Source organism: Pseudomonas sp. 11/12A (assembly GCF_000800055.1).
GTDB lineage: Bacteria > Pseudomonadota > Gammaproteobacteria > Pseudomonadales > Pseudomonadaceae > Aquipseudomonas > Aquipseudomonas mohnii.
Genome location: NZ_JUGV01000001.1, coordinates 3337323 through 3358088, shown reverse-complemented (window position 1 = coordinate 3358088; position 20766 = coordinate 3337323). Strand labels below are relative to the sequence as shown.

Here is a 20766-nt window from a genome sequence, read left to right as displayed (position 1 = left end):
ATCCGTTACACTGCCCCGGTCGACATCATTTGACCGGGAGTGGGGCATGGGCTGGGATCGGGCAACGCCATTTATCATTGATCTGCAAGTGGGCGCCGAGGACATCGACGGGCTCGGGCACGCCAATAATGCGGTGTACGTCACCTGGCTCGAGCGCTGTGCGTGGCGCCACTCCCAGCGCCTGGGCCTGGATCTGGTCGAGTATCGTCGACTGGACCGGGCGATGGCGGTGGTGCGGCATGAGATCGATTACCTGGCGGCCGCTTATGAGGGCGACGAGCTGCAATTGGCGACCTGGATCGTCGATTGGGATCAGCGCCTGAAAATGACCCGACACTTCCAGTTGAAGCGCCCGAGCGACAACACCACGCTGCTGCGGGCGCAAACCACCTTTGTTTGCATCGAACTGTCCACCGGTCGGCCCAAGCGCATGCCAGTGGAGTTCATCGAGGGTTATGGCCCGGCGTTGCTGTCGCTCCAACTATCGTAGGAACGAACTTGCTCGCGATGGTGGTCAACGATCACGCGGACTGTGTGGTTCCCCGTGGTGTTTTTGAATCCATCGCGAGCGAGCTCGCTCCTACAAAGGATCTGCGATGTTCTGCAGATTTCCTGCGTAATCCAGTAAACTGCCGCACGTTTTTCGTTGAGTGTGTTTTTCATGCAAATTGCCTTGGCGCCCATGGAGGGGTTGGTCGACGACATCCTGCGCGACGTACTGACCCGCGTGGGTGGCATTGATTGGTGCGTAACCGAGTTCATTCGTGTCAACGATCAGTTGCTCACGCCTGCCTATTTCCACAAGTTCGGCCCGGAATTGCTCAACGGTGCTCGCACCGCTGCCGGTGTGCCGCTGCGCGTGCAGTTATTGGGTTCCGATCCGGTGTGCCTGGCAGAGAACGCCGCGCTGGCCTGTGAGCTGGGGTCCGAAGTGATTGATCTGAACTTCGGCTGCCCGGCCAAAACCGTGAACAAGTCTCGTGGTGGTGCAGTGCTGCTCAAGGAGCCGGAGCTGCTGAACCAGATCGTCGAACATGTCCGTCGCGCCGTTCCGTCGCACATTCCCGTGACCGCCAAGATGCGCCTGGGCTTCGACAGCCCGGATGGCTCACTGGTGTGCGCCACGGCCCTGGCCGAAGGTGGCGCTGCGCACATCGTGGTCCATGCACGAACCAAAACCGACGGCTACAAGCCACCAGCGCATTGGGAGTGGATTCCGCGGGTTCAGGACGTGGTCAAGGTGCCGGTGTTTGCCAATGGCGATATCTGGAGTGTCGAAGACTGGCGCCGTTGCCGCGAAATCAGCGGTGTGGAAGACATCATGCTCGGTCGCGGCCTGGTTTCACGTCCGGACTTGGCTCGGCAAATTGCTGCGGCAAGGGCCGGTGAAGAGGTCATTGAGATGACCTGGGCCGAGCTGCTGCCTCTGATTCAGGATTTCTGGCTGCAAGCCAAGGCGCAGATGACGCCCCGTCAATCGCCGGGTCGCCTGAAGCAATGGCTGGCGATGCTGACCCGCAATTATCCCGAAGCGGTGGAGCTGTTCAGTGTCCTGCGTCGTGAGACCGAGCTGGATCAGGTCTCGCGCTTGTTGGGGCTGCAGGTCGCTGAAGCCGCCTGAAAATCGTTAAAAAAAATTTGAAAAAAATCTCTTGAAAAGCAATTGGCGGTCCCTATCTAAGGGTTACGCGATGCCGAATTCGGGTCGCGGAGACAAATAACTTGCTGATTATTTTCAGGAGATTTGAATCATGAGTACTGCATTTTCCCTGGCGCCTCTGTTCCGTTCCTCGGTAGGCTTCGATCGTTTCAACGACCTGTTCGAAACTGCCCTGCGCAATGAACCAGGCAGCACCTACCCACCGTACAACGTCGAAAAGCATGGTGACGATCAATACCGCATCGTCGTGGCGGCGGCCGGTTTCCAGGAAGAAGACCTGGAGCTGCAAGTCGAGAAGGGTGTGCTGACCATCAGTGGCGGCAAACGTGACAGCAACGAAGGCGTGACCTTCCTGCACCAAGGCATTGCCCAGCGTGCGTTCAAGCTGTCGTTCCGACTGGCGGACCATATCGAAATCAAGGCTGCCGGCCTGAGCAACGGTCTGTTGAGCATCGACCTGCTGCGGGTGATTCCAGAAGAGGCGAAAGCCAAACGCATCCCGATCAACGGGACGGAAAAACCGGCTCTGCAACACTGAGTCAGAGCAACAAGAAGGGGCGCCATGGGCGCCCCTTTTTTGTATCCCATTCCCGCAAAGATCTGATTACCTCAGGAGTTTCTGAAACTCCTCCACCGGCAACGGCTGGCTGTGCAGATAGCCTTGATAGAAATGGCACTCCAGCCCCTGCAGGAACGCCAGTTGCTCCTGTGTCTCCACACCTTCGGCAATCACCTTCAGATCCAGGCTGCGAGCCATGGCGACGATGGCGCGGATGATTTCGGCGTCGTTGGGGTCGGTGGTGGCGTCGCGGATGAACGATTGGTCGATTTTCAGCGTGTCGACCGGCAGGCGCTTGAGGTAGGTCAGCGAGGAGTAACCGGTGCCGAAGTCGTCCATGGCGAAGCTCACGCCGAGTTTTTTCAGGCGGCGCATCTTATTGATGGTGTCTTCCAGGTTCTGGATGACGATGCCTTCGGTGATTTCCAGTTTCAGCAGCGAGCAGGGCAGGCCATGGCTGGAAAGGCTGTGTTCGATGCGTTCGACAAAGTCGTTCTGGCGGAACTGCCTTGGGCTGATGTTGACGCACAGGCTGAAGTTCAGCGGGTCTATCAGGCGATTGGCGATCAATTGCCGAAAGGCCTGACAGGCTTCGTCGAGAATCCAGGTGCCGACCTCCAGGATCAGCCCGCTGTCCTCCAGCACCTTGATGAATTCGGTTGGCGATTGCGCGCCGAGTTCGGGGTGGGTCCAGCGCACCAGGGCCTCGGCACCGACGATACGGTTATTCCGGGCGTCGAGCTGGGGTTGGTAGTGCACGCGAAACTCACCCCGGGACAGCGCCAGGCGCAGATCGGTCTCCATGCGCAGGCGCTCGCTCGCGGCCTTCTGCATGGTGTTGTGATACATCTGCGCGATGTTGCGCCCCGAATCTTTGGCGCGATAAAGGGCAATGTCAGCGCGTTTGAGCAAATCCGTCGGCGTGGAGCCATGGTCGGGAATCAGAGCAATGCCAATGCTCGGCGTCACTTGCAGGCGCTGGCCATCGAGGAACATCGGTTCTGACAACAGTTCGCGCAAGGTGTCAGCCAGTTCGCGCACCTGCTCACTGACTTCACTGCGCGAGCCTTCTAGACCGCTGAGCAGGACGACGAATTCGTCGCCGCCCAGGCGCGCGACGGTATCTTCCATGCGCACACTGGCTTCCAGGCGTGCGGTGATGATCTTCAGCACCGTATCGCCCACCGGATGGCCGAGGGAATCGTTGATGTGCTTGAAGTGATCAAGGTCGAGAAACATCAATGCGCCGCGCAGGTTGTGGCGTTTGAGCAGGGCGATCTGCTGGCTCAAGCGGTCCATCAGCAGCGCGCGGTTGGGAAGGTTGGTCAGTGGGTCGTGGTACGCCAGGTGGCGGATCTGCGCTTCGGCGTTTTTCAGCAGGCTGACGTCTCGGGCGGTCAGCAGCAGGCACGCGGTTTCGTTCAGGGTGATCGGTTCCACCGACACTTCCACCGTCAACAACTCGCCGCGCTTGTTGCGCCCGAGCATTTCCTGGTGATGAACCCGGCCCTTGATCTGCAATTCAGCCAGCAATGCCGCGCGTTGTTTTTCTTCGGCCCAGATTCCGACCTGATACACCGTGCGCCCGATCACTTCGTCGGCGCGGTAGCCGGTCAGGCGGCAGAAACCGTCGTTGACCTCCAGGTAGCGGCCGGTGTCGCGTTCGGTGATGGTGATGGCGTCGGGGCTTGAGTGGAACGCCTTGGCGAACTTCTCTTCGCTGGCCTTGAGCGCTGCTTCCGAGCGTTGTTGCTGGGTGATGTCGCGTAACGTAGTGACGATGCATGGCTGGTCGCCGACGTTGATCTGACGGCTGGAAATCACGCAGGTCAGAGACTGCCCGTCCTTGTGCTGGACGAGGATGGCCACGTTATTCAGGCTTTGCTCGCGGATGACCTGTTCGATGCGCTGCAGGCTTTTGGCCGAGGCGTCCCACAGGCCGATTTCGTCAGCGCTGCGGCCAATCACATCGGCGGTGCCCCAGCCAAAGGTCTGGGTGAAACTGGAATTGATCTCGATGAACTGACCGGTGTCCTGGCGGGTGACGCAGATCGGGTCCGGGCTGACCTGGAACAGGGTGGCGAATTTTTCTTCGGAGGCCACCAGCTGTTGTTCACGTTCGACTTGATCGGTGATGTCCAGCAGGGTCCCGGCCATGCGCAGCGGCGCGCCATTTTCATCGCGGTACAGCCGGGCGCGACTTTCCAGGTAGCGCGAAGTGCCGTCTTCCAGTTGTACGCGGTAAGTCAGTTGATAGTTGCCCGCCGGGCCTTCGCGCAAGCTGCGGTAAGCGTCGCGCATGTTGTCGCGTTCTTCGCCGGGAACCCCTTCGAAAAATTCGTCGAAAGATTCATGAAAAGGCTTCGCATCCATCCCGTGCAATTGGGCGGCGCGGGCCGAACCGTAAAGCATGCCGCTGGGAATGTGCCAGTCCCAAGTGCCCAGCTGTGCCGAATCCAGTGCCAGGTCGAGGCGTTCCTGACTGTCTTTCAAGGCGTGCTCGGCGGCTTTGCGTTCGGTAGTGTCGAGGAAGGTGCTCAACAGGTACGGCTGGCCTTCGAGTTCGACCTTTTGTGCGCTGAGGATGCCGTCGTGGATCTGGCCATTGCTCGCGCGAAACTGCACCTCCATGTTGATCAGTTCACCCTTGGCCTTGGTGGCTTTGACCAGTGTCGTGCGTTGTTCGGGATTCACCCAAAGGCCCAACTCCAGGGTGGTGCGGCCGATCGCGTCTTGCACCGGCCAGCCAAACAGGCTTTCGAAATACTGATTGGCTTCGGTGATCAGGCCGTCTTCCTGGCGTGTCAGCAACACCATGTTCGGGCACAGATGGAACAGGGTGGCGAACCGCTTTTCCGAACTGCTCAGCGCCTGCTCGCGCTGACGTTGGTGGGTGATCTCGCGAATCACGCCGATCATGCGTGGTCGGCCGTTTTTGTCCGGCAGCAGGCTGCCGTTGATCTCCAGCCAGTGCAGGCTGCCGTCGGGCCAGCGAATGCGGTGGTGCATCGCTTGCTCCAGCGGTGCGCCGGCGATCACGGCATGGAAGGCACGAATGGTTTTCGCCCGGTCTTCCGGCGGCAGCAAATCGAGGTATTCCAGATCGGCGGGCAACGGTTGGCGCGGATCAAAGCCGAACAGCGCCTGAGTACCCCGTGACCAACTGATCTGACCGCGTTCGATGTCCCAATACCAGGCACCCAGCCGGGCGCCGTTCAAGGCGGCCAACAATTGGGGGGCACTTTCCCAGCTCTGCTCGGATCGTTGTGGATCAAGTGCCTGAATACGCGGCATCGGCGGAATACGGTCAACAGATTTCGGCATTGGCAAGCCTTAGGCTGATTTGGGCATTTTGCACAGGAATTTGCGGCTCTATAGCAGTAGCACAAGTTAACCCTGAATCCCTGGCAGATCGATTTGAGCATCCAGCAAGGCCATGAAGGCCCGTGCTGCATTCGATAGCGTCCGTTCTGTGTGCAGGATATAGCCTAGCTGGCGAGACAGTTGTATGCCCGGCAGGGGTATTCGTGCAACTTGATCGTCGAGCATGGTGCGCGGCAACACGCTCCAGGCCAGGCCAATCGACACCATCATCTTGATCGTTTCCAGATAATTGGTGCTCATGGCGATGTTCGGCGTCAGCCCCTGGGCTTCGAACAGGCGCTGGACGATGTGGTGGGTGAAGGTGTTGCCGCCGGGGAACACGGCCGGATGCCGGGCAATGTCCGCCAGGCTGACCGGGCCATTGTTGAGCAGCGAATGCTCCGGGGCGACCACGAAGTCCAGCGGGTCGTCCCACACCGGCGTAGCCTTGACCAGTGCGTGGGGTTCCGGCGCCAGGGTGATGACGGCCAATTCGGCACGACCATGAAGGATTTCTTCGTAGGCCACTTCCGAATCGAGGAATTGAATATCCAGCGCGACGTCGGGGTAGCGTCGAGTGAACTCCCTGAGTAACGGAGGCAAACGGTGCAGGCCGATGTGGTGACTGGTGGCCAGGGTCAGACGGCCGGTCACTTCGCCGGTGAGGTTGGTCAGGGCGCGGCGAGTATCATCCAGTACGTTCAGAATCTGATAAGCACGCGGCAGCAGCGCGCGGCCTGCCTCGGTCAGGCCGACTTCACGACCCAGTCGATCGAACAGGCGCACCTTCAATTGCTGCTCCAGCCCGGCGATGCGTTTACTGATGGCGGGTTGGGTCAGGTGCAGGCGCTCGCCGGCGCCGGAGAAGCTTCCTGTCTCGGCGATGGCAATAAAGGCATTGAGATTGGCCAGGTCCATGGTTGTATTCCAGTTGGTTATCCAAAGCATAAAAAATATGAATTTGAGTTATTTAATGTAACCCCATAGGATCAGCCTCACAAGCCAAGGGGTTATTGAGAAATCAAAGCCCGGGGCATAGAAACAAGCTGATGAGGAAAACGTCTGATGGCCGGCAAAACGCTCTACGACAAGCTCTGGGATTCGCATTTGGTCAAGCAGCGCGACGATGGTTCTGCGCTGATCTACATCGACCGTCACATCATTCACGAAGTGACCTCGCCGCAAGCCTTCGAAGGCCTGCGTCTGGCCGGGCGCAAGCCTTGGCGCATCGATGCCAACATCGCCACCCCGGACCACAACGTACCGACCACGCCGGAGCGCAAGGGCGGCATCGACGCCATCGTTGACCAGGTCTCGCGCCTGCAGGTCCAGACCCTGGACGACAACTGCGATGAATACGGCATTGTCGAATTCAAGATGAACGACGTGCGCCAAGGCATCGTTCACGTCATCGGCCCGGAGCAGGGTGCAACCTTGCCGGGCATGACCGTGGTCTGCGGCGACTCCCATACGTCGACCCACGGCGCCTTCGGTGCCCTGGCTCACGGTATCGGCACCTCCGAGGTCGAGCACGTGCTCGCCACCCAGTGCCTGGTCGCCAAGAAAATGAAAAACATGCTGGTGCGCGTCGAAGGCCAGTTGCCGTTCGGCGTGACCGCCAAGGACATCGTGCTCGCGGTGATCGGCAAGATCGGTACCGCCGGCGGTAACGGCCATGCCATCGAATTCGCCGGCAGCGCGATTCGTGACCTGTCCGTCGAAGGCCGCATGACCATCTGCAACATGTCCATCGAGGCCGGCGCTCGCGTAGGTCTGGTGGCGGCCGATGAAAAAACCGTGGCCTACGTGAAGGGGCGTCCATTCGCCCCGAAAGGCGCGGAATGGGACCTGGCGGTCGAAGCCTGGAAAGACCTGGTGTCCGATGCCGATGCCGTGTTCGATACCGTGGTCGAGCTCGACGCGACCCGGATCAAGCCGCAAGTCAGCTGGGGCACTTCGCCTGAAATGGTCTTGGCCGTTGATCAAAACGTGCCGGATCCAGCCAAGGAAATGGACCTGGTCAAGCGCGGCTCCATCGAGCGCGCCCTGAAGTACATGGGTTTGACCGCCAATCAGGCGATCACCGACATTCAACTGGACCGCGTGTTCATCGGCTCCTGCACCAACTCGCGGATCGAAGATTTGCGCGCGGCTGCCGCCATTGCCAAGGGCCGCAAAGTGGCCTCGACCATCAAGCAGGCCATTGTGGTGCCGGGCTCGGGTCTGGTGAAGGCGCAGGCTGAATCGGAAGGCCTGGACAAGATTTTCCTCGAAGCCGGTTTCGAATGGCGTGAGCCGGGTTGCTCGATGTGCCTGGCGATGAACCCGGACCGTTTGGAGTCCGGTGAGCACTGCGCCTCGACGTCCAACCGTAACTTCGAAGGCCGTCAAGGCGCCGGTGGCCGTACCCACCTCGTCAGCCCGGCCATGGCCGCGGCCGCCGCCGTGAACGGTCGTTTTGTCGACGTCCGTGAATTGATCTAAAGGAGCGCAGCATGAAAGCTTTTACCCAGCACACTGGACTTGTCGCGCCTCTGGATCGTGCCAACGTCGACACCGACCAGATCATTCCGAAGCAATTCCTGAAGTCGATCAAGCGCACGGGTTTCGGCCCGAACCTGTTCGATGAATGGCGCTACCTGGATGTGGGGCAGCCGTATCAGGACAACTCCAAGCGCCCGCTGAACAAGGACTTCGTCCTCAACGCCGAGCGTTATCAAGGCGCCAGCGTGTTGCTGGCCCGCGAGAACTTCGGTTGCGGTTCCAGCCGTGAACACGCGCCGTGGGCCCTGGAAGAATACGGTTTCCGCAGCATCATCGCGCCGAGCTATGCCGACATCTTCTTCAACAACAGCTTCAAGAACGGCTTGTTGCCGATCATCTTGAGCGATGCTGAAGTCGACGAACTGTTCCAGCAAGTCGAAGCCAATCCGGGCTACCAGTTGCAGATCGACCTGCAAGCCCAGACCGTGACCCGCCCGGACGGCAAGGTCCTGAGCTTCGAAATCGACGCCTTCCGCAAACATTGCCTGCTCAATGGCCTGGACGACATCGGCCTGACCTTGCAGGACGGCGACGCGATTGCGGCGTTTGAAACCAAGCACCGTGCGAGCCAGCCTTGGTTGTTTCGCGACGCTTGATTGATTCGAGATTTTTGTAGTCAGGGCCGGCCCCATCGCTGGCAAGCCCGCTCCCACAGGGATTTACGGCGTTCAAAAAACCTGTGGGAGCGGGCTTGCCCGCGATGAGGCCGGAACAGGCGCCACAAGACTAAAAGGAAGTGACCATGACCAGCACCGCCCAGCACAGCCAGGTAGTCCAAAAGCAATTCGGTGAACAGGCTTCGGCCTACCTGAGCAGTGCCGTACACGCTCAAGGCACTGAATTTGCGCTGCTACAGGCCGAACTGGCGGGGCAGGGCGATGCCCGCGTGCTGGACCTGGGTTGCGGTGCCGGTCATGTGAGTTTTCACGTGGCTGGGCTGGTCAAGGAAGTGGTGGCTTATGACCTGTCGCAGCAGATGCTTGACGTGGTCGCCGCAGCCGCCGCTGATCGTGGATTGAGCAACGTGTCCACGGTCAATGGCGCCGCCGAACGCTTGCCGTTTGCCGACGGTGAATTCGATTTCGTCTTCAGTCGCTATTCGGCGCACCATTGGAGCGATCTCGGCCTGGCCCTGCGGGAAGTGCGTCGGGTGTTGAAACCGGGTGGCGTGGCGGCGTTCATCGATGTGTTGTCACCGGGCAGCCCGTTGTTCGACACTTACCTGCAAAGCGTCGAAGTGCTGCGTGACACCAGCCATGTGCGTGATTATTCCGCCGGTGAATGGTTGCGCCAGATCAGCGAGGCGGGGCTGCACACCCGTAGCACCACGCGACAGCGCCTGCGTCTGGAGTACAACTCCTGGGTCGAGCGCATGCGTACGCCACAGGTGCTGCGCGCGGCGATCCGCGAGTTGCAACAGTCAATGGGCAACGAAGTACGCGAATATTTCGAGATTGAGGCCGATGGTTCGTTCAGCACGGATGTGTTGGTGCTGTTTGTAGAAAGATAGGTACCGATCGATAGATTTTTTCCGGGCGCGCCCCAGGGTGCACCGACTGATGACATGAGGAAAGCATGAGCAAGCAGATTCTGATTCTCCCGGGTGACGGTATTGGCCCGGAAATCATGACCGAAGCGGTCAAGGTGCTGGAACTGGCCAACGACAAGTACGCCCTGGGCTTCGAGCTGAGCCACGACCTGATCGGTGGTGCCGCCATCGACAAGCACGGCGTGCCGTTGGCCGATGAAACCCTGGAACGTGCCCGCGCAGCCGATGCCGTGCTGCTGGGCGCCGTTGGCGGCCCGAAATGGGACACCATCGAGCGTGACATCCGCCCTGAGCGTGGTCTGCTGAAAATCCGTGCGCAACTGGGCCTGTTCGGCAACCTGCGTCCGGCGATCCTGTACCCGCAACTGGCCGAAGCTTCGAGCCTGAAGCCGGAAATCGTCTCCGGCCTGGACATCCTGATCGTTCGTGAACTGACCGGCGGCATCTATTTTGGCGCGCCGCGCGGCACCCGCACCCTGGAAAACGGCGAGCGTCAGTCCTACGACACCCTGCCGTACAGCGAAAGCGAAATCCGCCGTATCGCCCGTGTCGGTTTCGACATGGCCATGGTCCGCGGCAAGAAGCTGTGCTCGGTCGACAAGGCCAACGTACTGGCCTCCAGCCAGTTGTGGCGTGAGGTGGTCGAGCAAGTGGCCAAGGATTATCCTGAAGTCGAACTGAGCCACATGTACGTCGATAACGCCGCAATGCAGCTGGTGCGTGCGCCGAAGCAGTTCGACGTGATCGTCACCGACAACATGTTCGGCGACATCCTGTCCGACCAGGCCTCGATGCTCACCGGCTCCATCGGCATGCTGCCATCGGCGTCCCTGGACACCAACAACAAAGGCATGTACGAGCCGTGCCACGGTTCGGCGCCGGATATCGCGGGCAAAGGCATTGCCAACCCGTTGGCGACCATTTTGTCGGTATCGATGATGCTGCGTTACAGCTTCAACCAGCAGGCCGCGGCCGATGCCATCGAAAAAGCCGTCAGCCTGGTGCTGGACCAGGGTTTGCGTACGGGCGACATCTGGTCGGCCGGTTGCACTAAAGTCGGTACGCAGGAAATGGGTGACGCAGTAGTCGCCGCGCTGCGGAATCTGTAATCTCTCGGGCCCGCTGCCACTTTCATCCCCGAAAGCAGCGGCCCACTTTTCAAGAAGGTGTAGTTGCGATGAAACGTGTAGGTCTGATCGGTTGGCGCGGTATGGTCGGTTCCGTGCTCATGCAGCGGATGCTGGAAGAGCAGGATTTCGATCTTATCGAGCCGGTGTTTTTCACCACTTCCAATGTCGGTGGCCAAGGCCCGTCCGTGGGCAAGGACATTGCTCCGCTCAAGGACGCTTACAGCATTGAAGAGCTGAAAACCCTCGACGTGATTCTGACCTGCCAGGGTGGTGACTACACCAGTGAAGTCTTCCCGAAACTGCGCGAAGCCGGCTGGCAGGGATACTGGATCGACGCCGCTTCCAGCCTGCGCATGCAGGATGACGCGGTCATCGTCCTGGACCCGGTCAACCGCAAGGTCATCGACCAGCAGCTGGACGCGGGCACCAAGAACTATATCGGCGGCAACTGCACCGTCAGCCTGATGCTGATGGGCCTGGGCGGTCTGTTCGAAGCTGGCCTGGTGGAGTGGATGAGCGCCATGACCTATCAGGCGGCGTCCGGTGCCGGCGCGCAGAACATGCGTGAGCTGATCAAACAAATGGGTGCGACCCACGCAGCGGTCGCCGATCAACTGGCCGATCCGGCCAGCGCGATCCTCGACATCGACCGTCGTGTCGCCGAAGCCATGCGCAGCGACGCGTACCCGACCGAAAACTTCGGCGTACCGCTGGCCGGCAGCCTGATCCCGTGGATCGACAAGGAGCTGCCGAACGGTCAGAGCCGTGAAGAGTGGAAGGCCCAGGCCGAGACCAACAAGATCCTCGGTCGTTTCAAGAGCCCGATCCCGGTCGACGGCATCTGCGTGCGCATTGGTGCCATGCGTTGCCATAGCCAGGCGCTGACTATCAAGTTGAACAAAGACGTGCCGATCGCCGATATCGAAGGGCTGATCAGCCAGCACAACCCATGGGTCAAGCTGGTGCCGAACAATCGCGAGATCAGCATGCAGGAGCTGAGCCCTACCAAGGTCACGGGTACCCTGAATGTGCCGGTTGGCCGTCTGCGCAAGTTGAACATGGGGTCGCAATTCGTCGGTGCGTTCACCGTCGGCGACCAACTGCTCTGGGGCGCGGCCGAACCGCTGCGTCGCATGCTGCGGATCCTGCTTGAGCGTTGATCGATTGAAGCTGTGAAGGAACCCGTGCCTTGAAAGAGGCGCGGGTTTTTTTATTCCAGGCCGTCAGATGTTGATGAGGTGCCTGATGTTCCGTGATCGCGGGCAGAACAGACGCCACATAATTGCCTGCATCCCCACCACCCGGTAAAGTGCCGCTCCCCCGTTTCGCCTGAGGTAGAACCATGAGCCAGTCCTTCGATATTGCCGTGATCGGCGCCACCGGTACTGTCGGCGAGACGCTCGTGCAGATTCTTGAAGAGCGCGACTTTCCGGTCGGCAACCTGCACTTGCTGGCCAGTAGCGAATCCGCCGGGCACTCGGTGCCGTTTCGTGGCAAGAACGTTCGGGTGCGGGAAGTCGATGAGTTCGACTTCGGCAAAGTCCAGTTGGTGTTCTTCGCCGCCGGCCCGGCCGTGACCCTGAGTTTTGCCGCACGCGCCACGGCTGCCGGTTGCTCGGTCATTGACCTGTCCGGCGCGTTGCCGGCCGACCAGGCGCCACAAGTCGTACCGGAAGCCAACGCGCAGGTGTTGGTCGGCCTGAAAAAGCCATTCCGGATCAGCAGCCCGAGCCCTTCGGCTACGACGCTGGCGGTGGTGCTGGCGCCGTTGCTGGGTTTGATCGATTTGCAGCGCATTAACCTGACCGCGTGCCTGGCGGTTTCCGCCCAGGGCCGCGAGGCCGTGACCGAGCTGGCCCGGCAGACCGCCGAGTTGCTTAACGTGCGCCCATTGGAGCCGACCTTTTTCGATCGGCAGATGGCGTTCAATTTGTTGGCCCAGGTCGGCAAGCCGGACGAGCGAGGTCATACGCTGCTGGAAAAGCGCCTGGTGCGTGAGTTGCGCCAGGTCATGGCCCTGCCTTCATTGAAGATTTCCGTGACTTGCATTCAAGCCCCGGTGTTTTTTGGCGATAGCTTTAGTGTCAGTCTGCAATCAGCGAGTGAGATTGACCTGGCTAAAGTCACCGCCGCTTTGGAAGACGCCCCAGGCATCGAGCTGGTTGAAGCCGGTGATTACCCGACGCCGGTAGGTGACGCGGTAGGGCAGGATGTGATCTACGTTGGTCGGGTACGCCAGGGTATCGACGACCTGTCGGAACTTAATTTGTGGCTGACGTCAGATAACGTACGCAAAGGTGCTGCGCTCAACGCTGTGCAGCTGGCTGAGTTGTTGATAAAAGACCTGCTGTAAAAGATACTTGGCAACAATTTTTCGAATGGTTCCGACCCAGCGCTATGCTTGGCAGGAATGCTGAAGGCGAGCCACCCTGTGGGGCTTTCCGGGGCTTGCATGAAACGATCGCGCGCGGCGACCTCTCGCCGCCGCGCAATGCCTTACGGCAGCGGCTATCAACACCTTCTCGCTGGCCGAGGAATGTTCAAACTAAGGATGAGCTATGGTTCAAGTTCGCAAACTGGTGTTAGCAATAGCGGCCGCCTCGGCGCTGTCCTCCGGTATGGCGCATGCCCTCGGGCTTGGGGAGCTGACCCTGAAATCGACGCTGAACCAGCCGTTGGTGGCAGAAATCGAATTGCTCGACGTCAAGGAACTCACCGCTGCCGAAGTGGTGCCGAGCCTGGCTTCACCTGAAGATTTCGCCAAGGCCGGTGTCGACCGCCAGGCGTTTCTCAACGACTTGACCTTCACTCCGGTGCTGAGTACCGGTGGTAAAAGCATCCTGCGTGTCACTTCCAGCAAGCCGCTTTCCGAACCCATGGTGAAATTCCTGGTTCAGGTGATGTGGCCCAACGGTCGACTGCTGCGTGATTACAGCGTTTTGCTCGACCCGTCCAAATTCTCACCGCAAACCGCTGAAGCAGCCGCGCAGCCCACGCCGACTCAGGGTGTGACCGCGCCCGTCACCGGTGCGACCAAACCTTCCCAATACACCACTACGCCGCGCGATACCCTCTGGGAAATCGCGGCGAAGGCGCGTAACGGCGGTTCGATTCAACAAACCATGCTGGCCATCCAGGCGCTGAACCCGGATGCCTTTATCGACGGCAACATCAACCGGCTGAAAACCGGGCAGGTGCTGCGTATGCCGGATCAGGCGCAAAGCACCAGCATGCGGCAACCCAAGGCGATTGCCGAAGTCGCTGCACAGAACACTGCGTGGCGTCAGGGGCGTCGCTATGTCGCTAAGCCGGCCGCGGGGCAGCAGCAACTCGATGCCACCAAGCGTGGTCGTGGTGAAGCGACTTCGTCGCAGCCCGCTCGGGACAACCTGAGCCTGGTCTCGGCCGAGTCGGGCAAGGCCCGTGGCAAAGGCGCCGCAGGCGATGCGAAAGCCTTGAACAACAAGCTGGCGGTGACTCAGGAAAGCCTCGACACCACCCGCCGTGACAATGCAGAGCTGAAAAGCCGTATATCTGATCTGCAAAGTCAGATGGACAAACTGCAACGTCTGATCGAACTGAAGAACAATCAACTGGCCAAGTTGCAGGCTGAGGGGGCGGCGGGTGCCCCGGCACCGGCTGCTGCGCCGACGCCGGCGATGACGGCTGAACTGACGCCTGCAGCTGTGCCAGCACCAGCGCCAGCCGAAATGACGCCTGCAGCGGTTCCGGCGCCCGTTCCGGCCGAGACACCTGTCGAACCGACCCCGGCAGCTTCCGACGACAAGCAATTCAACGAGCTACTGACTAATCCTTGGTTGTTGGGCCTGGCCGGTGGCGGGGCCTTGGTTGTGTTGCTGTTGTTGCTGTTGCTGGCCCGTCGTCGCAAAGCCCAGCAAGAAGCCGAGAAACACTTGCGCATGGCCCGCGCCCTGGCAGAGGAACAGCCGTTTTCTGCCGATCTTGACCTGCCGGAAAGCAGTTTCGAAGGCCTGGAGGTTCCCCCTCCGAGCGTAAAGCTGGCCACCGCGCCGACTCCTGCACCCGTTCCGGCTCCGGCCCCGGTTGTGGTCACGCCACCCATCGCCGCGCCACTGGTGGCGCCAGCCGCCGACCGCTCGGACGACGTGTTGGACAAAGCCCAGTCGCACATCGCCGCCGGCCGTCTGAATCAGGCTGCAGCCCTGCTGGAAGAGGGCATCAAGCAAGAGCCTCAGCGCAGTGATCTGCGCCTGAAGCTGATGGAAGTCTACGGCCAGCAAGGCGATCGCGATGCGTTCGTTGCCCAGGAGCGCCAATTGGTGGCCAACGGCGACAATTTCGCCCAGGTCGAAAAACTGAAGAGCCGTTTCCCGGCCATGGCGCTGATTGCTGCCGGAGGTATCGCCGCCGCAGCGGTCGCGGCCGAACTGGACGCGCAGTACGTCAAGGACCTGTTGCAGGACGAGTCGCCAGAGCCAGAGCCAGAGCCAGCACCAGAGCCAACGCCGGCTCCGGTCGAAGACGATTTCGACAGCGCTTTCGATCTGAGCCTGGATGACCTGGAAAACATTACTCCAGCAGTCGTTACGCCTGCGCCGGAGCCTGAAGCGTCGACTGTGGCCGATCTGGAAGATTTCCCTCTGGACGATGACCTGAGTTTCGGGTCGGTGTTGCAGCAGGCTGAGATCAAGGAAAACCTCGACGACCTGTCGGAGTTCGATCTGGACATGGATCTTGGAGCGGAGCCGTCGACAGCGACGCTGGCTGAAGATGACTTCCTGCTCGACCTGGACGAAGGCGTGAAGGATTTGCCGGTCGTCGAAACACCGGCAGCCCCCGAGTTGGCATTGGATGATCTGGAGCTGCCGGCCGATTTTGATCTGTCGCTGGCTGAAGAAATGGATGCGCCGGATGCTTTCGCCGCGGAGCTGGATGACGTCAACGCCGAGTTGGAAAGCTTGTCTGGCAGCATCGGTGAGCCGACATTCACGGAGCAAGACGCTTTGGCTTCTGCCGAAGACGAGCCGGAATTCGATTTCCTTTCCGGCACCGACGAAGTCGCCACCAAGCTCGATCTGGCCCAGGCCTACATCGATATGGGTGACAACGACGGCGCCCGGGATATCCTCAATGAGGTGGTGGTAGAAGGTGATGACGGCCAGAAGAGCGAAGCCAAGGAGATGTTGGCGCGTCTGGCCTGAGTGATCGGCTCTTGGTAAACAATGCGGCAGCCCGGTGAGGCTGCCGTTTTTGTTTTATCGCGGGGCGATGCTGTTGTACTGGTATCCACGTCCCACGGCTTTATAATGCCCGCCTTCGCGTACATCAGCAGGCTGTCACTCCTTGGCAAATATAGATAACCCGGCCGCCGAAATGGCGGCCGACGGCTTTTTCCGGATCGCGTTGGGCGTTGAATACAAAGGCTCGCGCTATCGCGGCTGGCAGCGCCAGGCCTCCGGCGTGCTCACGGTGCAGGAAACCCTCGAAAACGCCTTGTCGAAAGTCGCCGACTCGCCTGTGTCGCTGCTGTGCGCAGGGCGCACCGATGCCGGTGTGCATGCCTGCGGACAGGTGGTGCATTTCGATACGCCGGTCGAGCGCTCGATGAAGGCCTGGGTCATGGGCGCCAATATCAACTTGCCGCACGACGTTAGTGTCAGTTGGGCCAAAGTCATGCCGGCGCATTTCCATGCGCGGTTCAAGGCCATTGCCCGGCGCTATCGCTACGTGATCTACAACGATCAGATCCGTCCGGCGCACCTGAACGAAGAAATCACCTGGAACCACCGTCCGCTGGACGTCGAACGCATGGCCGAGGCGGCGCAGTACCTGGTGGGTATCCATGACTTCAGTGCCTTTCGCGCTGGTCAGTGCCAGGCCAAGTCGCCGATCAAGGAGCTGCATCATCTGCGCGTCACCCGTCATGGCAAAATGATCGTATTGGATATCCGCGCCAACGCTTTCCTGCATCACATGGTGCGCAACATTGCTGGTGTGCTGATGACCATTGGGGCTGGCGAACGCCCGGTCGAGTGGATGAAGGAAGTGCTGGAGAGCCGAATCCGCCGCTCAGGCGGGGTGACGGCTCACCCGTTTGGTTTGTATCTGGTGCAGGTCGAGTACCGCGACGAGTTCGAATTGCCCGAGCGTTACATCGGCCCGCATTTCCTGACCGGTTTCACCGAACTTGACGGCTGACGCCCTCGAACGCTTTTGTTACCATCCGGGACTTTCTCGGATTTGCCGTGGGGTTTTATCGACATGTCAGCCGTTCGCAGCAAGATTTGTGGGATTACCCGCATAGAAGATGCGTTGGCGGCGGTTGAGGCCGGGGCCGATGCCATCGGGTTTGTGTTTTACGCCAAGAGTCCACGGGCGGTGACCTGCCAGCAGGCGCGCGCGATCATCAAGGCGTTGCCGCCATTCGTCACCACCGTGGGCCTGTTCGTCAACGCCGGTCGCGAAGAGTTGGCAGAAATCCTCGAGGCGGTACCGCTGGATCTGTTGCAGTTCCATGGTGACGAAGGCGCGGCAGAATGTGAAAGCTGGCATCGCCCGTACATCAAGGCGCTGCGGGTCAAGGCCGGTGATGACATTGCGGCAGCCTGCGACGCCTATCCGTGTGCCAGCGGCATCTTGCTCGATGCCTATGTCGAAGGTGTTCCCGGTGGAACCGGCGAAGCGTTCGACTGGTCACTGATACCGCAAGGTTTGAGCAAGCCCATTATTCTGGCGGGAGGCCTGACCCCGGATAACGTCGCCGAGGCAGTTGACCGGGTCCGCCCGTATGCGGTGGATGTCAGCGGTGGGGTAGAGGAGAGCAAGGGCATCAAGGATCATGCGAAGATTCGGGCATTCATCAACGCGCTACGTTGATGTGACGGCTGGCAGACTGCCGCCGTCCACTGCTCTGTACAAAAAGGCTGAGGGTTGTTGGGTGGTACGCAGGTCACGTCTCGCTGACCCGGCCATCGACTGATCATCGCCGCACACATGAATTTAGCTCAAGGGCATACACGGGGCTGCGAACCAGAGCGTTCGGGCCGCCGGTACTGGAGAAAGAAAGCATGAGCAACTGGTTAGTAGACAAACTGATCCCTTCGATCATGCGTTCCGAGGTCAAGAAGAGCTCGGTGCCTGAAGGTCTTTGGCACAAGTGCCCGTCTTGCGAGGCTGTGTTGTATCGTCCGGAGCTGGAAAAGACCCTGGACGTTTGCCCCAAGTGCAATCACCACATGCGTATCGGCGCACGCGCCCGTATCGACATTTTCCTCGACGCCGAAGGCCGTGCCGAGCTGGGGGCGGACCTGGAACCGGTTGACCGTCTGAAGTTCCGTGATGGCAAGAAGTACAAGGATCGCCTGACTGCTGCGCAAAAGCAGACTGGCGAAAAAGATGCGCTGATCTCCATGAGCGGCACCTTGCTGGGTATGCCCGTGGTGGTTTCGGCGTTCGAATTCTCCTTCATGGGTGGGTCGATGGGCGCCATCGTCGGCGAGCGCTTTGTTCGCGCCGCCAACTACGCGCTGGAAAACCGCTGCCCGATGATCTGCTTCTCCGCCTCCGGTGGTGCGCGGATGCAGGAAGCGCTGATCTCCTTGATGCAAATGGCCAAGACCTCCGCGGTGCTGGCGCGTCTACGTGAAGAAGGCATTCCGTTCATCTCCGTGCTGACCGACCCGGTCTACGGCGGTGTTTCGGCCAGTCTGGCGATGCTCGGCGACGTCATCGTCGGTGAGCCGAAAGCGCTGATCGGCTTTGCCGGCCCACGCGTGATCGAGCAGACCGTGCGCGAAAAACTGCCGGAAGGCTTCCAGCGCAGCGAGTTCCTGCTGGAGCACGGTGCCATCGATATGATCATTCATCGTCAGGAGCTGCGTCCGCGCCTGGGCAACCTGTTGGCACAGATGATGGGCCTGCCGACGCCTAAGTTCGTCGCGACCCCCATCGAGCCGATCGTGGTTCCACCGGTGCCAGCCAACGTATGACCCAACGTACCCTTGGCGAGTGGCTCGCCTACCTCGAGCAGTTGCATCCCTCGGCCATCGACATGGGCCTTGAGCGCTCGCAACAGGTAGCGTCCCGCATGGGGCTGGGTAAGCCGGCGCCTCGGGTGATCACGGTCACCGGCACCAACGGCAAGGGTTCTACCTGTGCGTTCGTGGCCTCGTTGCTGCGGGCCCAGGGCCTGAAAGTCGGTGTCTACAACTCTCCGCACCTGCTTCGTTACAACGAGCGGGTGCAGGTCAATGGCGTTGAAGCCACTGACGCCGAGCTGTGCGAAGCCTTCGCGGCGGTCGAGGCGGGGCGCGGCGACACGTCCCTGACCTATTTCGAGATGGGCACCCTGGCGGCGTTTTGGCTGTTCCAGCGTTCCGGGCTCGATGCCGTGGTGCTGGAGGTGGGGCTGGGCGGACGTCTGGACACGGTCAATGTGGTGGACGCCGACATGGCACTGGTCACCAGTATCGGGGTCGATCACGCGGATTACCTCGGTGATACCCGTGAGTCCGTGGCCTTCGAGAAGGCCGGTATCTTCCGCCAGGGCGCGCCCGCGCTCTGTGGCGACCTGAATCCTCCGCAGCCCCTGCTGGATAAAGCACGAGAGCTTAAATGCCCGTTTTTCCTGCGCGGGCGCGATTTCGATCTCGGTATCACCGATCACGACTGGCAATGGCGAGGTCTGGACGCTCAGGGGCGCGTGGTCGAGCTGCATGATCTGCCGTTGCTTGATCTGCCGATGGAAAACGCCGCGCTGGCGTTACAGGCTTATCTGTTGCTCGGGCTGCCGTGGGTGGATGCGCAGATTATTCAGGCGCTGCAGGCGACGCGGGTGGTCGGTCGTCTCGATCGTCGGTCGTTCGATTGGCAGGGCAAACGTCTTAACCTGTTGCTGGATGTGGGGCATAACCCCCATGCAGCGGAGTATTTGGCCCGGCGTCTGGCCAGTCGGCCACTGGCCGGCAAGCGTCTGGCGGTGTTCGGGTTGCTGGCGGACAAGGATCTGGATGGCGTCATTGCTGAGTTGAGTGCTAGTGTCGAGCACTGGGCTGTCGCGCCACTGGATTCGCCTCGGGCGCGGCCAGTGGCCGATTTGAGCGAAGCGCTGCATAAGCGCGGCGCTTCGGTAACGTCCTATGACAGCGTGGCCGCCGCCCTGGAAGGGCAGTGTGCGCTGGCGACGAGCGACGATGAAATTCTGTTGTTCGGATCATTTTATTGTGTCGCCGAGGCCCTTGAGTGGTTGGCTCGGCGCTCCACGGAGGAAGCGGCAAATGGCATTGCTGGATAAGGCTTACAAACAGCGCATGGTCGGCGCCCTGGTTCTGGTCGCGCTGGCCGTGATTTTCCTTCCGATGCTGTTTTCCCGTCAGGATGAGCAGCGCCAGGTGACTGTCGAGGCACCGACTGCGCCGCAAGCGCCGGCGATGGCACAAGTGCAGGTTGAACCGGTGGTCGTGCCTGAGCCCCAGGCTTTGCCGCAGGAGCCGGTGCCCAGTGACGATGAGATTGCCCAGGAAGCCAAGCCGACGCCACCTGTCGCGCCGAAAGTACCAGCCTTGCCGGTTCCGGCCGTAAAACCGGTCGCTCCTGCTCCGGCGCTGGCCGCCAAGCCTGCGACCGCACCTGCCCAGCCAATCACGGCCGCTCCGGGCAAGCCGGACACCACGCAAAGCCGTGTCGACGCCAATGGCCTGTCGATCAGCTGGTCGGTGCAACTGGCCAGCCTGGCTAATCGCGAAAGTGCGGAAAAGCTGCAGAAAACCCTGCGCAGCCAAGGCTACAACGCCTATATCCGTTCCACCGATGGCAAAAATCGGGTGTTTGTCGGTCCGCTGATCGAGCGTGCCGAGGCCGATCGCCTGCGCGATTTGTTGAACCGCCAGCAAAACCTCAAGGGTTTTGTGGTGCGTTTTCAGCCTGAGCGCGGCTAATTCTATCGCCTCGATTTGAAATGCACTGACAATCGCAGCTTACC

At 60.4% G+C, this 20766-nt stretch carries 17 protein-coding genes; 15 read left to right on the top strand and 2 right to left on the bottom strand.

Annotated elements, in window-relative coordinates; translation table 11 throughout:
* Nucleotides 1-46: 46 nt before the first annotated feature.
* From GQ39_RS15430 to GQ39_RS15420, 3 genes are all read left to right on the top strand, one after another.
* Nucleotides 47-490: an acyl-CoA thioesterase gene (locus GQ39_RS15430; protein WP_047531261.1), complete on the top strand. Its 444-nt coding sequence runs from the start codon at nt 47-49 to the stop codon at nt 488-490.
* A gap of 171 nt (nt 491-661) precedes the next feature.
* Entirely contained in the window at nt 662-1621 is a 960-nt protein-coding gene (locus tag GQ39_RS15425; protein ID WP_047531259.1) for a tRNA dihydrouridine synthase, read from the top strand.
* Between the two features lie 130 nt (nt 1622-1751).
* Nucleotides 1752-2198 (top strand): Hsp20 family protein, encoded by a 447-nt coding sequence (locus tag GQ39_RS15420; protein ID WP_047531258.1) that lies wholly within the window; start codon nt 1752-1754, stop codon nt 2196-2198.
* 66 nt (nt 2199-2264) lie between these two features.
* On the opposite strand, the gene GQ39_RS15415 is transcribed toward GQ39_RS15420, so the two are convergent.
* On the bottom strand, nt 2265-5543 hold the full coding sequence (locus GQ39_RS15415) for a PAS domain S-box protein (RefSeq protein ID WP_047531256.1): 3279 nt from the start codon (nt 5541-5543) through the stop codon (nt 2265-2267).
* 66 nt (nt 5544-5609) lie between these two features.
* The gene (locus GQ39_RS15410; RefSeq protein WP_047531254.1) at nt 5610-6500 is read right to left on the bottom strand and encodes a LysR family transcriptional regulator; all 891 of its coding nucleotides are present in this window, start codon (nt 6498-6500) and stop codon (nt 5610-5612) included.
* Between the two features lie 147 nt (nt 6501-6647).
* Here GQ39_RS15410 and leuC point away from each other — a divergent pair, with 147 nt between their 5' ends.
* From leuC to GQ39_RS15350, 12 genes are all read left to right on the top strand, one after another.
* Nucleotides 6648-8066: a 3-isopropylmalate dehydratase large subunit gene (gene leuC, locus GQ39_RS15405; RefSeq protein ID WP_047531252.1), complete on the top strand. Its 1419-nt coding sequence runs from the start codon at nt 6648-6650 to the stop codon at nt 8064-8066.
* Between the two features lie 11 nt (nt 8067-8077).
* Nucleotides 8078-8722 (top strand): 3-isopropylmalate dehydratase small subunit, encoded by a 645-nt coding sequence (gene leuD, locus GQ39_RS15400; RefSeq protein ID WP_047531250.1) that lies wholly within the window; start codon nt 8078-8080, stop codon nt 8720-8722.
* 146 nt (nt 8723-8868) lie between these two features.
* Nucleotides 8869-9636 carry a class I SAM-dependent methyltransferase gene (locus GQ39_RS15395; RefSeq protein WP_047531248.1) on the top strand — a complete coding sequence of 256 codons (768 nt, stop codon included), beginning with the start codon at nt 8869-8871 and terminating at the stop codon, nt 9634-9636.
* A gap of 65 nt (nt 9637-9701) precedes the next feature.
* Nucleotides 9702-10784, top strand: a complete 1083-nt coding sequence (leuB, locus tag GQ39_RS15390) for a 3-isopropylmalate dehydrogenase (protein WP_047531246.1) — start codon at nt 9702-9704, stop codon at nt 10782-10784.
* 68 nt (nt 10785-10852) lie between these two features.
* Nucleotides 10853-11965, top strand: a complete 1113-nt coding sequence (asd, locus tag GQ39_RS15385; RefSeq protein WP_047531244.1) for an aspartate-semialdehyde dehydrogenase — start codon at nt 10853-10855, stop codon at nt 11963-11965.
* Nucleotides 11966-12147: 182 nt separating this feature from the next.
* Entirely contained in the window at nt 12148-13158 is a 1011-nt protein-coding gene (locus tag GQ39_RS15380) for an aspartate-semialdehyde dehydrogenase (protein WP_047531242.1), read from the top strand.
* 205 nt (nt 13159-13363) lie between these two features.
* On the top strand, nt 13364-15988 hold the full coding sequence (locus tag GQ39_RS15375; RefSeq protein ID WP_047531240.1) for a FimV/HubP family polar landmark protein: 2625 nt from the start codon (nt 13364-13366) through the stop codon (nt 15986-15988).
* 172 nt (nt 15989-16160) lie between these two features.
* Nucleotides 16161-16985 carry a tRNA pseudouridine(38-40) synthase TruA gene (gene truA / locus GQ39_RS15370; protein ID WP_047531238.1) on the top strand — a complete coding sequence of 275 codons (825 nt, stop codon included), beginning with the start codon at nt 16161-16163 and terminating at the stop codon, nt 16983-16985.
* A gap of 63 nt (nt 16986-17048) precedes the next feature.
* Nucleotides 17049-17663, top strand: a complete 615-nt coding sequence (locus GQ39_RS15365; protein ID WP_047531236.1) for a phosphoribosylanthranilate isomerase — start codon at nt 17049-17051, stop codon at nt 17661-17663.
* A gap of 191 nt (nt 17664-17854) precedes the next feature.
* Nucleotides 17855-18775 (top strand): acetyl-CoA carboxylase, carboxyltransferase subunit beta, encoded by a 921-nt coding sequence (gene accD, locus GQ39_RS15360; RefSeq protein ID WP_047531234.1) that lies wholly within the window; start codon nt 17855-17857, stop codon nt 18773-18775.
* The gene (folC, locus tag GQ39_RS15355; protein WP_047531232.1) at nt 18772-20079 is read left to right on the top strand and encodes a bifunctional tetrahydrofolate synthase/dihydrofolate synthase; all 1308 of its coding nucleotides are present in this window, start codon (nt 18772-18774) and stop codon (nt 20077-20079) included. Before accD ends, folC begins: the two co-directional genes overlap by 4 nt.
* On the top strand, nt 20063-20722 hold the full coding sequence (locus GQ39_RS15350; RefSeq protein ID WP_047531230.1) for an SPOR domain-containing protein: 660 nt from the start codon (nt 20063-20065) through the stop codon (nt 20720-20722). Before folC ends, GQ39_RS15350 begins: the two co-directional genes overlap by 17 nt.
* The last annotated feature ends 44 nt before the right edge of the window (nt 20723-20766 follow it).